This window comes from Isoptericola chiayiensis (assembly GCF_013149805.1).
Lineage (GTDB): Bacteria > Actinomycetota > Actinomycetes > Actinomycetales > Cellulomonadaceae > Isoptericola > Isoptericola chiayiensis.
In genome coordinates, this window is the sequence record NZ_JABEZT010000001.1 from 598447 (window position 1) to 613378 (window position 14932).

At 73.8% G+C, this 14932-nt stretch carries 9 protein-coding genes; 3 read left to right on the forward strand and 6 right to left on the reverse strand.

Translation table 11 applies throughout. From position 1 onward, the window contains the following. Positions 1–18: 18 nt before the first annotated feature. Positions 19–2916: an FAD-binding and (Fe-S)-binding domain-containing protein gene (locus tag HDG68_RS02560; RefSeq protein ID WP_172149159.1), complete on the reverse strand. Its 2898-nt coding sequence runs from the start codon at positions 2914–2916 to the stop codon at positions 19–21. 278 nt (positions 2917–3194) lie between these two features. Here HDG68_RS02560 and HDG68_RS02565 point away from each other — a divergent pair, with 278 nt between their 5' ends. Beyond that, positions 3195–4304, forward strand: a complete 1110-nt coding sequence (locus HDG68_RS02565; protein ID WP_172148912.1) for an NAD-dependent epimerase/dehydratase family protein — start codon at positions 3195–3197, stop codon at positions 4302–4304. Between the two features lie 368 nt (positions 4305–4672). On the opposite strand, the gene HDG68_RS02570 is transcribed toward HDG68_RS02565, so the two are convergent. Genes HDG68_RS02570 through HDG68_RS02580 form a run of 3 tightly spaced genes read right to left on the reverse strand, consistent with a single transcriptional unit; the run spans position 4673 to position 7236 of the window. After that, entirely contained in the window at positions 4673–5119 is a 447-nt protein-coding gene (locus tag HDG68_RS02570) for an OsmC family peroxiredoxin (protein ID WP_172148913.1), read from the reverse strand. Between the two features lie 58 nt (positions 5120–5177). After that, positions 5178–6617 (reverse strand): hypothetical protein, encoded by a 1440-nt coding sequence (locus HDG68_RS02575; protein ID WP_172148914.1) that lies wholly within the window; start codon positions 6615–6617, stop codon positions 5178–5180. Positions 6618–6675: 58 nt separating this feature from the next. Further along, positions 6676–7236: a sigma-70 family RNA polymerase sigma factor gene (locus HDG68_RS02580; protein WP_172148915.1), complete on the reverse strand. Its 561-nt coding sequence runs from the start codon at positions 7234–7236 to the stop codon at positions 6676–6678. Between the two features lie 159 nt (positions 7237–7395). Between HDG68_RS02580 and HDG68_RS02585 the strand changes: the two genes are divergently transcribed. Next, on the forward strand, positions 7396–9303 hold the full coding sequence (locus tag HDG68_RS02585) for a DUF4012 domain-containing protein (protein WP_172148916.1): 1908 nt from the start codon (positions 7396–7398) through the stop codon (positions 9301–9303). A 150-nt stretch (positions 9304–9453) separates the two neighbouring features. Continuing rightward, the gene (locus tag HDG68_RS02590) at positions 9454–10176 is read left to right on the forward strand and encodes an LPXTG cell wall anchor domain-containing protein (RefSeq protein WP_172148917.1); all 723 of its coding nucleotides are present in this window, start codon (positions 9454–9456) and stop codon (positions 10174–10176) included. Between the two features lie 94 nt (positions 10177–10270). Here HDG68_RS02590 and HDG68_RS02595 read toward each other — a convergent pair whose 3' ends face one another. Further along, the gene (locus tag HDG68_RS02595; protein WP_246253427.1) at positions 10271–12115 is read right to left on the reverse strand and encodes a glycosyl hydrolase family 18 protein; all 1845 of its coding nucleotides are present in this window, start codon (positions 12113–12115) and stop codon (positions 10271–10273) included. An 89-nt stretch (positions 12116–12204) separates the two neighbouring features. After that, positions 12205–14805, reverse strand: a complete 2601-nt coding sequence (locus tag HDG68_RS02600) for a glycosyl hydrolase family 18 protein (RefSeq protein ID WP_172148919.1) — start codon at positions 14803–14805, stop codon at positions 12205–12207. Positions 14806–14932 lie beyond the last annotated feature (127 nt).

Genomic DNA, 14932 nt, shown 5'->3' on the forward strand with positions numbered 1-14932 from the left:
GGCGTCAGCCTGCCGCACTCAGAGCCGCTCGGCGAGCACCTCCACCAGGGCCTTGCCCTCCACGCCTTCGAGCTGGACGGCCTGCGTGCGGCAGGAGAAACCGTCGGCGATGAACTCCTCGCCCTCGTCGCGTGCCCGCAGCGCCGGCAGCAGGGCGTTCTCGGCAACGGCGACCGAGACGTCGTAGTGACCCTTCTGCATGCCGAAGTTGCCGGCCAGGCCGCAGCACCCGGCGAGCTCGGTGACGGTCGCGCCCGCCCGTGCCAGCAGGGCCCGATCGGCGGCGAACCCCATGACGGAGTGCTGGTGGCAGTGCGGCTGCACGACGGCGGTGAGGTCGCTGAGATCCGGCAGCTCCCAGCCGGCGTCCTCGGAGGGGGCCGTCGCGGGGTCGGTGAGCAGCTCGGCCAGGGTCTTCGTGGCCCCGGCGACCGCCTGGGCGCGGGGGTCCTCGGGGAACAGGTCCAGCAGGTCCGAGCGCAGCACCGCCGTGCAGGACGGCTCCAGCCCGAGGATGGGGTAGCCGTTCACCGCGTAGGGGCCGAGCACCTTCAGCAGGCCGTCGAGCCGCCGTCGGGCGCCGTCGAGCTGGCCGGTGGAGATCCACGTCAGGCCGCAGCACGCCTGCTGGTCGGGGACGACGACGTCGTACCCGGCGGCCTCCAGGACGCGGACGGCCGCCTGCGGCACCGATGGGGACATCGCGTCGCTGAACGAGTCCGTCCACAGCACCACCTTGGGTCGGGTGGTCCCGGCGGGCCGACCCGGGTCCTGGCGGTGCGCCAGGCCGGGCACCCCCTGGGTGGCGTACCCGAGGGACCACCAGCGGCGGAACGGCAGCTCGGCGAACTCGGGCACGGCGCGACGCGTGTCCATCCCGCCGGCCCGCAGCACGACCTTGCGGATCCAGTCGATCTTGAGCACCTTGTTGATGGTCCGCGGCGCGACGGCGGCCAGCCGGGCCCAGCGGGGCAGCCAGCCGAGCGCGTAGTGGTCCATCGGACGCAGCCTGCCGCGGTATGTACGGTGCAGAACCTCCGACTTGTACTGCGCCATGTCGACGCCGGCGGGGCAGTCCGAGGAGCACGCCTTGCAGCTCAGGCACAGGTCGAGGGACTCGTGCACCTCCGGCGCGGTCAGGCCGCCGACCAGCGACCCGTTGACGGCCTCCTGCAGCACGCGGGCCCGCCCCCGGGTGACGTCCTTCTCGTCCTTCGTCGCCAGGTACGACGGGCACATGAACCCGCCCGCCGCGCTGGTGTCCGCCCGGCACTTGCCCACACCCACGCAGCGGTGCACCGCCGTCGTCAGGTCGTGGTGGTCGTGCGCGAAGCTGAACCCGGCGTACCCCGTCTTCTTCGCGACCCCCCGCAGGGTGCCCGAACCGAGCAGCCCGCGCTCGCCCACCGGACCCGTGGACGGCACCGGCTGCGCGGCCGGGCGCCGCAGGTCGACGTCCACCGCCGCCGGCCGCACCACGACGCCGGGGTTGAGCACGTCGTCGGGGTCGAACAGCGCCTTGACCTGCTCCATCAACGCGATCGCCTCGGGCGAGTACATGACGGGAAGCAGCTCCGAGCGCGCCCGGCCGTCACCGTGCTCGCCGGACAGCGACCCGCCGTACTTCGCCACCAGCTCGGCCGCCTCGACCATGAACGTGCGCAGCACCGACCCCGAGGCCTCCAACGGCAGGTCGATGCGCAGGTGCATGCAGCCGTCGCCGAAGTGCCCGTACGGCAGGCCGTCGACGCCGTAGCGCGCCATCAGGTCGTCCAGGTCGCGCAGGTAGTCGCCCAGCTTCTCCGGCGGCACCGCCGAGTCCTCCCAGCCGGGCCACGCCTGCTCCCCCGCCGGGGTGCGCCCGGCCAGCCCCGCGCCGTCGGCCCGGATCTGCCACATCTTCGTCGCGTCCGGACCGGCCGGGTAGATCGCCGCCCCCGTCGATGATGACGCCCCCACGATCAGCTCGGCGATCTCGCGTGCCTCACCGGGCGAGGTCCCGCCCACCTCGATCATGAGCCAGCCGGCACCCTCGGGCAGGTCCGGGACGGCGTCGTCCCCCTTGGCCCGCTTGACGACGTCGACCAGGCGCGCGTCCAGCCCCTCGATCGCGAGGGGGTCGTGCCGCAGCAGCACCGGGACGTCGTCGGCGGCGGTCGGCATGTCCGGGTAGCCGAGGACCACCAGGGTCGGCGCGCTCGGCACCGGGACCAGCTCCAGCGTCGCGCCGAGCAGCGTCACCAGGGTGCCCTCGGTGCCCACCAGGAACTTCGCCAGGTCGGAGCCGTTCTCCGGCAGCAGGTGCTCCAGCGAGTACCCCGACACCTGACGCCCGAACCGGCCGAACTCGGTGCGGATCAGCGCCAGGTTCTCCCGGACCAGCTCGGCCAGGCCCGGCACCGCGGCGAACGTCGCGTCTCCCCGGCCGGCTGTGAACCGCCGACCACGCCCGTCGACGACGTCCAGCCCCACGACGTTGTCCGCCGTCCGCCCGTACGCCACCGCGTGCGGGCCGCAGGCGTTGTTGCCGATCATCCCGCCGAGCGTCGCGCGGTTCTGCGTCGACGGGTCCGGCCCGAACCGCAGCCCGTGCGGTGCCGCGACGCGCTGCAGGGAGGACATGACCACACCCGGGTCGACGACGGCGGTGCGGGCCTCGGGGTCGACGTCGTGGACCGTGTGCAGGTGCTGGGAGAAGTCGAGGACCACGCCCGGACCGACCGCGTTGCCCGCCACCGAGGTCCCCCCGCCCCGGGAGGTGACCGGCACGCCGAGCTCACGCAGCACCTCCAGGGCGGCGACCACGTCGTCGGTGCTACGCGGGTAGGCGACCACGTCGGGCACCACCCGGTAGTTGGACGCGTCCGTCGAGTACTCGGCGCGGCGCCGCGTCGTCGTGTCGACGACGCCGGACATCACCGTGCGCAGCGCGGTGGCGACCGCCTCGCGGGCCTCGGCCGCGGCGAGCTCGGCCTCCCGTTCGGCCTCGCGCTGAGCGGCGAGCGCCGCAGCACGGGCGTCCTCGGTGGTCGCGGGTTCCGTCGACCCCTGCGGGCCGCTCGGGGTGGTCGTCGACTGGGCAGACACGGCCCGATTGTGCCACCGACCCGCGCGGGTGCGACGAACCGTCCGTTTCTCTGCGTGCCCCGCACCGTCAGCGCGCACCGACGCCCGCCCGCCGATAGCGTCGGTGCATGCGCGTCGTCGTCATCGGAGCCACCGGCAACGTCGGGACCGCGATCCTGCGTGCCCTCGTCGCCGAACCCACCGTGACCTCGGTCGTCGGTGTCGCCCGCCGGGTGCCCCGCGCCGACGGGTCCAGCACCGTCGGGCCGCCGCACGACGCCGCCGAGTGGGTCCGCGCCGACCTCGTCGACGAGGACACCGTCGCCGACCGGCTCGACGAGGCGCTCGCGGGAGCCGACGCCGTCATCCACCTGGTCTGGGCGATCCAGCCGGCCCGGGACCCCGACACGCTCCACCGGATCAACGTGGGCGGCGCGCGTCACGTGATCGACGCCGTCGTGCGCAACCGCGTCCCCCAGCTGCTGTTCATGTCCGCGTCCGGCGTGTACTCCCCCGGGCCCGACGACGGCGGCACTGTGGACGAGTCCTGGCCGCGCGAGGGCGTGCCCGGCTCGGCGTACGCCCTGCAGAAGGCGGAGGTCGAGCACCTGCTCGACGACACCGAGGCGGAGCAGCCCTGGCTCACCGTGACACGGATGCGCGCCGCGATCATGCTGCAGCGGGAAGCCGGCGCCGAGATCGCCCGCTACTTCCTCGGCCCCGTGGGCAAGATCGGCCTGAAGGTCGCGGCGGGACCCCTCGGCGAGGCCGTCGGCGGGCTCGTGCGCGGCTGGCAGGGTCAGCCGGAGCCCGAGAAGCCGCCGCTCTTCCCGCTGGTGCCGTTCCCCGCGGGCCTGCGCCTGCAGGTGCTGCACCCGGACGACACCGCCGCCGCCGTCCGGGCCGCCGTCGTCGGACGCCACGACGGGGCCTTCAACCTGGCCCCCGACGGCGCCCTGGACGGCCAGGACCTGGCCGACCTGCTGGCCGCGGGCCAGCTCGTCGAGCTGCCCGTCACCCTGATGCGTCGCGGTCTCGACCTCGCCTCGCGGGCGCGGGTCGTCCCGATCGACCCGGGCTGGCTGGACATGGCGGCGGCGAACATCGTGATGGACTCCGCGCGGGCGCGCGAGCTGCTGCACTGGCGTCCCACGCGCACCCAGGGCGAGGTGCTGCTCGAGGTGCTCGACGGCGTGCTGTCGGGGACCACGGGCGCCACCCCGCCCCTCGCGAAGTAGGCAACTCCCCCGCGAGGTAGGCGACGTCTCGCCGACGTAGTCCGACGCACCGCGAGGTAGGCGAGCACGCCGCGAGGTAGGCGAGCACGCCGCGAGGTAGGCGAGCACGCCGCGAGGTAGGCAACATCTCGTCGAGATGTTGCCTACCTCGCGAAAGCGTTGCCTACCTCGCGGGAACGTTGCCTACCTCGCGGAGGGTGCGGTCAGCCCTCGGAACCCCCGGTCGGGCCGAGCCTGCGCTCGCAAGCTCGCTCCGGGTCAGCCCTCGGAACCCCCGGTCGGGCCGAGCCTGCGCTCGCAAGCTCGCTCCGGGTCAGCCCTCGGCACCCCCGGTCGGGCCGAGCCTGCGCTCGCAAGCTCGCTCCGGCTCAGCCCTCGTAGGAGACGTCGAGCGTGATCTCCTCGACGGCCAGCGACCGCGAGATCGGGCAGCCGGCCTTGGCGGCCTCGGCGGCTTCGCGGAACGCCGCCTCGTCGACGCCGGAGGCGAACCCGCGCACGGCCAGCGCGATCGTCGTGATCTTGTTCCCGCCGTCACCGGCCGGGTCCTCGCCGAGCGTGGCCGACGCGGTCACCTCGACCTGCTCCGGGGTGCCGCCGGCCTTGCCGAGCTCGGCGGAGAACGCCATCGCGAAGCACGCCGAGTGGGCGGCTGCCACGAGCTCCTCCGGGCTGGTGACGCCCTCGGCGTCGTCGGCGACCCGCTTGGGGAACGAGACGTCGAACGTCCCGGCGCCGGAGCTGGACAGCTCGGTCTGGCCCGAGCCCTCGTTGAGGGTGCCGTTCCAGGCGGTGCGTGCGGTACGGGTGGGCATGACGAACTCCTTCACGGGGTACGGCCAGGGACGCCTCGACCGTACCCCGCGAGGCGGCTCAGGGTGCGGTCATGTCCAGGGCGTCCTCGGCCACCGCGACGACGGTCCACAGGTTGCCGTCGGCGTCGCGCAGCTCGTAGGCGGGCAGCAGCAGCGTGCCGCCGTCGCCGTGCTCCTGGGCGAGCCCGAGCGTCGCGGCCGTGATCGTCACGTCCCGCACCGGCCAGGGCAGGTCGCTGCCCGACGACGGCGGTGCCGGCGGCGCGGTCGGCTCACCGGGGTCCTGGGGCAGGTCGGGCTCGGGCAGGGGTGCCGGTTCCAGGCCGGTCACCGTGTCCGACGCCGGTTCCTGCGCCGCGTAGGCGATCGGCCACAGGTTCTGGCCGAAGCGCGGGTCGGACAACCGCTCGACCGCCTCGGCCGGGCTGACCACCGGGTAGTCGCCCAGCGGCACCGTCGCCGCGAGGAACCCGTCCCCCGACACGACGCCGTCGGGACCGACCGACGCGCTCCAGGCCGCGCCGGTGCGCCGGCCGTCCACGACCTGGTGGGCCGTCACCCACCGCGTGACGTCGCCGGACTCGGCGGCCTCGAGCTCGAACCCGGCCGGGTCCACCCCGGCGTCGGACATGAGCTCGCGCAGGGCGGCAGCGGCCGCGTCGACGGGGACGGACCCCCCGGGTGTGGCGCAGACCGGCTCCACGGCGGAGACCTCGCCGCCGTCGCCCGCGCCGCCGTCACCCAGGCTGCTGGAGCTCGCGCCGCTGTCCTCGAGGTCCTGGGTCCGCGCGTCCTCGCAGCGCCACGGGTCACGGCCCGGGTAGGAGACGCTGACGTGCGCGGTGGCGTCCGCCGACAGGTAGAGCGTTGGCCCGGTGCCGTCCGTCGGACCGACCGCCCAGGCACCGCCCTCCCAGCGCGGCGCTCCCTCGACGCCCAGATCGGCCGCGACCTGGGCGGCTCCGGCTCGCGTGGCCACCGCCGTCGCGTCGTAGGCGTACGCGGTCGCCGTCGTCCCGATCGTCGAGAGACCCTCCTGGTCGAACGTCGCCCGCCCGCCGACGCCGTACCCCGGCAGCATCGTGCTCCGCGCCGCGTCGGCGGCGCCCTCCGGCGAGGCGGTGCCCCCCGTGGGACCGCCCTCCAGCGTCAGGGGCGGCAGGGCGTCGGCCTCCCCGACGGCGACCGTGCCGTCCGCGGCGTCCTGCTCCGCGACGACGTCGCCGGACGTCCCGGCGGACCCCAGGGCGTAGCCGCCCCCGCCGACCAGCACCGCACCCACCACACCGGCGGCCACCAGCCACGGGGCACGACGCCGGTCGCGGCGCGTCGCGAGGTCGTCGCGCGGCGTCTCGTCGGTTCCGCCGTCGGCCGGCGCACCGGCGCCGGTGCCCGCCAGCCGGTCGACCTTGGCGCGCAGCACCCCGTGACGCGTCTCGACGTCGGCCGCCGGGTCCGCCGCGCTCAGCCCGTCGAGGGCCTCGTCCCGCTCGTCCATCACGACCTCCTCGCTCCGGCCCGCACCTCGTGCGGACCCTGGTGCCCCGCCTGTGTCGTCACGACCCGCCGCCTTGCTCCACGTCGTCCCTCGCGACGTCGTCCGTCCCGCCGTCGGCCGACTCCCACGCCGAGCGCAGCCGGGCACGCGCACGCGACAGGGCGGCGTCCGCCCCGCCGCGCGAGACCTCCAGCACCCGGGCGAGGTCGTCGCCGGTCACCCCGTCCCAGGCGACCAGCAGCAGGATGCGCCGGTCCCGCGGCGACAACCGACCCAGGACCTGGCGGACCCGGTCGTCGTCCACCGCGAGCGCCTCCGGGTCGACGTCGTCGAGCTCGTCGGGGACGACGGCGAGGGGCACCGCGCGCAGCTTGCGGCGATGGTTGGCGAGCACGAACCCGGCCGTGCGGTACAGCCACGGCAGCTCCCCACCGGCCGGGACGTCGTCGCGGCGCCGCCAGGCCGTGGCGAGCACCTCGGCGGCGAGGTCCTCGGCGTCGTCGCGGGTGGCCGGGGCGAGCCGCCGCACGAAGTAGCGGTGGACCGCGCCCGCGTGCTCGGCGAAGAGCGCGTCGAACCATGCGGCGTCGTGCCGGGGCACCTCCGTGGTGCTGGTCACCGGGCCTCCTGGGTCACGGTCGGGGTCGTGGCGTCGCGCGATATGCTTCCATCCTGCCTGTGTCGTGGCCACGACCAGCCTTGCAGCCCGTGCGGACTCCGCGGTGATTCACCCCGGATTCACCCACCGACGGGTGCCCCAACGACGTACTGTGCGGTCATGCCCCTGCAGACCGGTGGGTCCGAGGCCTCCGCGACGTCGTCAGGACCGGCACCGGCCCCGCGGCGTGCCCGGGCGCCCCGGGTCCTGCGCTGGCTGCTGCTCGGGACCCTGCTGCTCGCCGTGGTGGTCGGCGTGTGCGCCGTGCTCATGGTCCGCGACGCCTTCGTGGCGCGCGACGCCCTCGACGACGCGGCGCAGGCCGTGCCCGAGGTGGAGCAGTCGCTGCGTGACGGGCTGCTGGACCCGCAGGCGGACGGGCCGGCACTGGCCGAGAACCCGGCGCTGGCGGACCTGCAGGGCTACACGGAGACGGCGCGGGAGGCCACGGACGGGCCGCTGTGGCACATCGCGGCGTACCTGCCGGTGGTCGGGCCGTCCGTGGGCGCCGCGACGACGGTGGCCTCCGCGCTCGACGACGTCAGCGGCGTCGTCCTGCCCGCCCTGGCCGCCACCGGCGACGCGGCGCGGGCCACCACCTACACCGCCGACGGCCGTCTCGAGCTCGGTCCCCTGGCGGGCGCCGCCGACGACGTCACCGCGGCGCGGGGGGTGCTCACCGAGGCGCAGGCCGAGGTCGCCGAGATCGACATCGCGGCGGTCCAGCCCGAGTTCGTCGATCCGGTGACGATGCTGTCGGACCAGCTCGGCGCGCTGGGCGGGCTGCTCGAGGGTGCCGAGCGGGCGACGACGCTGCTCCCGCCGATGCTGGGGGCCGACGAGCCGCGCCGGTACGTGCTCATGAGCCTGACGAACGCGGAGCTGCGCACCGCCGGCGGCATACCCGGCGCTCTGATGCTGCTCGAGGTCGACGGCGGGCGCGTCGAGGTGACGCGCCAGGTGACGACCGGGGAGGTCGGGCCGTTCGCCGAACCGGTCGTCGAGCTGGACCCCGCGGACGTCGAGGCCTACTCGGCCCGTCTCGGTCGGTTCGTCCAGGACGTCACCCTCACCCCGGACTTCGCGACGACGGGCCCGATCACCGCGGAGATGTGGCGCCGCGCCCAGGGCGAGGAGGTCGACGGCGTGCTCGCCACCGACCCGGTCGCCCTGTCCCTCCTGCTGGAGGTCACCGGCCCCGTCGACGTCCGGCTCCCCCGCGACCTCGTCGACGCCGTCGGCGAGCGCACGATCACGCTCGAGTCCTCGACCGTCGTGGACCTGCTGCTGCGCCGCGCGTACGAGGTGCTCACCCCGGAGCAGACCGACGTGTTCTTCGCCGTCGTCGCCGGTGCCGTGGTCGAGGAGCTGACGACGACCCAGGTCGCACCCGCGGACCTGCTGCCGGCGCTCGAGTGGATCGCGGAGCGGCACCGGCTGCTCGTGTGGTCCGCCGACGAGGAGGAGCAGGAGCTGCTGACCGGCACCCTGGTGTCCGGGACGTTCGCCGCCGACCGCGCGGCCGACGCGGTCGGGATGTTCCTCGACGACGCCCGCATCGGCAAGATGACCGCCTACCTCGACGTGCAGGTGGAGCTGACGGGCTCGGAGTGCACGGCGGAGGGTCGGCTGGACACGGTGTCGATGCGCCTGGAGAACACCCTGTCCGACGACCAGGCCGCCACGCTGCCGTTCTACGTCGCCGGCCCGGAGGACGCCGCGAACCGCGGGCGCCAGCGCGTGGTGCTCTCGACGTACGGGGCGCGCGACGCCGGGACCCCGGACGTCCGTCGGGACGGCAACCTGGTGGGCGGCACGCTGCAGGAGCTGCACGGCCGGCAGGTCGTCGGCATCACCGTGGCCCTCGACCCCGGGGAGTCCACGACGATCGAGGCCACGTTCCCCACCACCGCCGCGGCCGCCCGGGGCTCGGGCACCGCAGAGCCGGGCACCCTCGAGGTGTGGAGCACGCCCACCGCCACCTCCCGCGGCCTGCACGTGCCGGAGGTCCCGGTCTGCGACGGCTGACCCGGGCAACCCGGACTTCACCCCCACAACCTCGCCTTTCACCCGGTACGGATGGTCCGCGGAGGGTACGCCGTCGCTAGCGTGACAGTGCACGGGACCACGTGGCTCAGCACGTGGTCGAGCGACGGCGAACCCGAGGAGACGAGGACCATGAGGACAGCCCGACGCGCGGCGGTGCGCGGGGCGGCGGCGACCGGGCTGGTCGGCGCACTGATGCTCGGCCCTGCCGCCGGGGCGCTCGCCGACACCGATCCGACGGACGACCCGTCGGCGTCGCCCTCGGAGACCGGCTACGACCCGGACACGCCGCCGACGCTGGAGTTCGAGGTCCTGACCCCGCTCTGCGACGGCGACGTGCCCTACCTGCAGTACGCCGTCGACGTCCAGAACCCGGAGACACCCCCGACGGGCGTCACCATCACGTTCCTCAACCCCGGCGGGGAGGACTACGTGCTGACCGAACTGCCGCTGTCCGGCCGGGTGCTGTGGCCGGGCGCCGAGGTCGACGAGGACGGCAACCCCGTGGACTGGCCGGGCTGGAGCCTGGTCGACGGCGTCTGGGTCGTCGGCGACGAGTGGGACTGGGTACGCCCCTCGGTGCAGGTGCTGTTCGAGGTCAACCCGGAGGCGACCACGAGCGTGGACTACCCGCCGTCGTCCCCGGACTGCGCCACGGACCCGCCCGGGGAGACGCCCCCGCCGAGCGACCCCCCGGGCGACCCGGCCACCGAACCCCCGGGCTCCACCGAGTCGACGCCGCCCTCGCTGCCGGCGACGGGTTCCGAGATCGCCGGGATGATCGCGATCGCGGCCGGGCTGCTGACGGCCGGCGTGCTCGCCGTCCTCGCCGTCCGCCGTCGTCGCTCCCCGTGACCCGCTCGAGCTGAGACGCTGACGGCCGGCACCAGCCGGACGCAGGTCGGCCCCCTCCTCGCGATGCGAGGAGGGGGCCGATGCGTGCGAGGGCTCAGCAGGCGCCGAGGTCCTCCCACGCTCCCCACTGGCTGGTGGCGGGCTCGTCCTGCGTCCACCACTTGGCACGCCACTCGTGACCGGCGTGCGCGACGACGGCACCGCCGGAGTACGCCGACCCCGCCGTCCAGGTCGCGGCCGAGCACTCACCCGGCTGCGGAGGGTCGGTCGGCTCCGGGGACGCCGTCGGGTCCGGGGCACCGCACGCCCCCAGGTCCGTCCACTCGGTGGCGCCCGCCGAGGGCTCCTGGACGGTCCACCACTTGGCCTCCCACTCGTGGCCCTCGTGGGCGACGACGGCACCGCCGCTGTAGGAGCCGGCCGTCCAGGCCTCCGCCGAGCAGTCGCCCGGGTCGGTGGTCGGGTCCGGCGTCGGGTCGGTCGTCGGGTCCGTGGTGGGCTCCGGCGTCGGGTCCGGCTGGTCCGGGACCGTCACCGGTCCCGCAGGACCGGTGAACAGGCCCGCGTCGACGGCGTCGAGCAGCTCGGCCTCCTCGTCACCGGACAGATCCCACCACATGGCGCCGCCGAGTCCGGTGTCCCGGATGTACTGCGACTTCTGCGCCACGGTGTCCGGGGTGTCGAGCGTCCACCACTGGTCGCCGTCGTACCGCCACGCCGCCCCCACCTCGGGGTCGTAGTACTCGGTGCCGAGGTTCTTGAGGATGTCGTAGTCCTCGTTGCCGGCCTCCCAGGTGCCCGGGCCGGCGTCGGTCGCCGCGCCCCAGGCGTCGGCAGAGTCGACCCCCTTCCACCCACGCCCGTACATGGCCATGCCGAGACCGAGCTGGGCCGGGTCGATCCCCGCACCCGTGTACTCCTGGACGGCCTTCTCGACCGAGAACTGGCGGCTCGGCTCGCGCGGGTCGGCCGGGTCGTCGTACAGGTTGCCCTGGTGCCCCGTCAGGGTCGGGTCCCAGGCGCCGTGCAGGTCGTAGCCCTGGATGTTGCCGAAGTCGAGCGAGTCGAAGTTCCGCGGGTCGTTCCAGCCGCCGGCGGCGATGTCCGCCGGGTTGGCGGGCAGGAACGCGGACAGCAGGTAGTCCTCGCCCGTCTCGGTGCCGTAGGCGTCGAGCTGGGACCGGAACTCGGCCAGCAGCAGCCGGAAGTTCTCGGCGTCGTTCTCCTCGTCGACGTAGTTGCCCTCGAGGCCGTTGTTCGACCCGGGCCACTCCCAGTCGATGTCGATGCCGTCGAACACGCCTGCGGCGGCACCGGGACCCCCACGACCGTCGATGACGGGCAGGTCGCCCTTGATGTACAGGTCGATGCACGACGAGACGAAGTTCTCCCGCGACTGCTGCGTGGCAGCGGCGCGCGAGAAGTTCTTCGACCAGGTCCAGCCGCCGAGGGACAGCATGACCTTGACGTGCGGGTAGGCCTCCTTGAGCTGCTTGAGCTGGTTGAAGGAGCCCGCCAGCGGCTGGTCCCACACGTCGCCGACGCCGGAGACGGAGTCCGCGGCCGAGTAGCTCATGCCGAAGTCGGCCCAGGCGTCACCCGCCCCGTCGGACCCGTTCGGGCCGGTGCCCTGGGCCTTGTTCGCCACGAAGCACTCGAGGCTCTGGTGGTGGATGTTGCCGAAGGAGTAGTTGATGTGGGTGAGCTGGTCGGCGGCGCCCGACGTCACCAGGTCCTTGACCTGGAAGTCGCGGCCGTAGACGCCCCACTGGGTGAAGTAGCCGACGTTGCGGTAGCCGTTGATGGCGCTGTCCCCGGCGGACGTCTCGGCGGCCGAGGCGCTGCTCGCCGCGACGGTGCCGAGCGCGCCCGCCAGGACGACGGCGGTGCTGGTGAGGGCGGCCGCGATGCGGCGCGCTCCTCGTCGTGGTGCGGACATGGTCCGGTTCCTCTCTGTGGATGGACGAACGGTGGGCCGGGGCCCGCTGCTGAGCCCGCTGCCGGGCCCCGGCCGGGTCTGTCGGCGGGTCAGCAGCTCCCCTCGTCGGTCCAGGCGTCGGCGCTCGCCGCGGGCTCGGCCTGGGTCCACCACTTCGCGGTCCAGGCGCGGCCGGCGTGGGTCACGGCGGCCCTGCCGGTGTAGGCCGTGCCCGCGACCCAGGCCGGGGCCTCGCACGCGGTGCCGTCCGCCGGGCCGCCGCCGCCGCCGGAACCGCCGCCGGAGCCGGAGCCGGCGGGCAGGTCGACGACGGTCACGCCGCGCGGCTGGTCGTAAGTGGTCGCGTAGTCGACGCCGTCGACGGTGACGATCACGTTGGAGAACTGCGCGATCGGCAGGGTCCACTTGAGGTGGTTCGTGATGGACCCGCCGGCCGGGATGCCCCCGGTCGGCACGGTGAACTCCGCGTCGTGGAAGTCGCCGGTCAGGCCGCCGACGTTGTCCCCGGTGTGGCCCTGGCGGGTGGTCGTGGTGCCGTAGCCGGACCAGTCGCTCATCTCGCCGAGGTCGCTGGTGCCGTACTGGAACGACACGGTCGCGCCCGCCGGGATGTCGGTGGCCCCGTGGTTGGTGAACACGACCTTCGGGGCGATCGGGTAGTTGTTGTCCCCGAGGGCGAACTCCGTGTAGTCGATGCTCAGGTCGAGCGCCTGGTCGGGCATCGGCCGGTCGGCGTTCGCCTTGGTGGCCCCGTAGGGCGCAGCACCGGCGAGCTTGGAGTGCATGAGGTCGACCATCGTGGAGCCGATCCCGTACTGCCCGGCGGCCTCGTCGTAGCCGTAGTCGCCGGCGAACTCCCAGATCATCATGCCGCCGAGCCCGGAGTCGACGACGTAGTCGGCCTTGGCGCCGATGGCCTGGGCCGTGTCACCGGACAGGTAGGTCCTGGTGGCCTCGTTCCACCACCACTCGTTCTTGGTCACCTCGTCGAAGTGCCGCTCGTAGCTGCCCTCGATGGTGGTGGGCACGCCGTAGGAGGCGGCGTAGTCGCCGACGACACCGTCCTCCAGGTTGAGCAGGTGCCAGATCGGGTTGGCGCCGGCCGGGATCTCCGCACCCTGCGGGTCGGTGTCGTGCCACAGGTTGTCGATGCCGTCGGCGCCGTACCCGCACTTGCCGCTGGTCCCCGCGGGGCAGCTGAAGCCGGCCGGGGCGGGTGCCCGACCGCCGTCGCCGAAGGTGCCGCCCTGGACGTCCTGGAAGCCGCGTGAGTAGAAACCGACGCCGAGGTTGATCCGGCCGGACTGCATGGCGCCGCGGAAGTAGTGGGCGGCCCAGTCGCCGTTGAGGTAGCCGACGCCGTCGTAGGCGGTGTAGACGCCCCCGGCGGCGAGCTCGGGGTCGTCCCCGCCGTCGAACAGCGGCGAGTTGCCGCCGACGTACTCGTTCCACGCCCCGTGCAGGTCGTAGGACATCAGGTTGACGTAATCGAGGTACTGGACGACCTGGTGGGCCTCCATGCCGCGCAGCAGCCAGCCGGACGACGGCGAGGCGGTGGTGAGCAGGTAGTACTCGCCGTCCTGGGCGCCCGCGACGTCGAGCTTCTCGCGCAGCGTCTTCATCAGGTCGATGTACCCGGCGAAGAGCTCGCCGCGGCGCGCCTCCGAGAACGCGAAGTCGTCGGGGTTGCCGGCCTGGTTGTTCGAGGTGGGGTACTCGTAGTCGATGTCGATGCCGTCGAACCCGTACTCGCGGATGAACTCCACGACCGAGTCGGCGAAGGTGTCGATGCCCTCCTGCGTCTCGGTCATCGTGTAGAAGCCGCCCGAGGCGACGCGGTTGCCCTCGCCGTCGAAGTAGCCGCCCGTCTCGGCCCAGCCGCCGACGGCGGGGATCACCTTGACGCCGGGGTTCTCGGCCTTGTACTTGGCGAGCTGGTTGAAGTGGCCCGTGTACGGCAGCGACGGGTCCATCTCCTGGCCGGGCCAGGTGGCGTCGGTGGCGGGGTTGCCCGCGACGTCCTCGTTGACCGACACCTTGTTGTCCGGGCCGACGTGGGCGAACGCGTAGTTGATGTGCGAGATCTTGTCCCACGGGATGTCGCTCGCGAAGTAGCTGGGCTGCTCGTTCGCGCCGGTGCGCCAGCTCGTGAAGTAGCCGATGACGCGCCGGTCGAGCCCGTTGGGCAGGATCTCGCGACCGTCGGCGTCGTAGACGTCGCAGTACGGCGTGTCGACGCCGGCGGTGGGCTTCATGCCGTCCGGGCGGCAGACGTCGTCGGGGTTGGTGGAGATCGGCTCGCCCTGGTCCGCGGTGGGCTCGGTCGTGGGCTCGGGGCTCGGCTCACCGGTGGGCTCGGCCGTCGGCTCCTGGGTCGGCTCGGCCGTCGGCTCCGGCGTGGCCGTCGGCTCCGGCGTCGAGGTCCCGCAGGCCCCGTCGCTGGTCCAGGCGCCCCAGGCCGAGGAGCCGGGTGCTTCGCCCTGGGTCCACCAGCCGGCGGTCCAGTTCTGCCCGTCGTAGGAGGCGATGTCGCCGCCGGTGTAGACGGTGCTCGCGGCCCAGGGGTCGGCGCACTCGACGGCGGCCGAGGCGGTCTGGCCGGCAGCGACGGCGACGAGGCCGCTCGCGGCGAGCACGACGGCGGTCGCGGCCGCGACCGGTCGGCGTCGGCTCGGTGTGGGTGATCGCATGAGGTCTCCTCCGGTGAAGTGCGTCGTCGACGGACGGCGGGTCCGGCCGGTCCGTCGAGGACCGTTCACCTAAAAGTAAGGATTCCTTCTCATTGGAGAATCAGTGATTCCCACACGATGGGCGAGG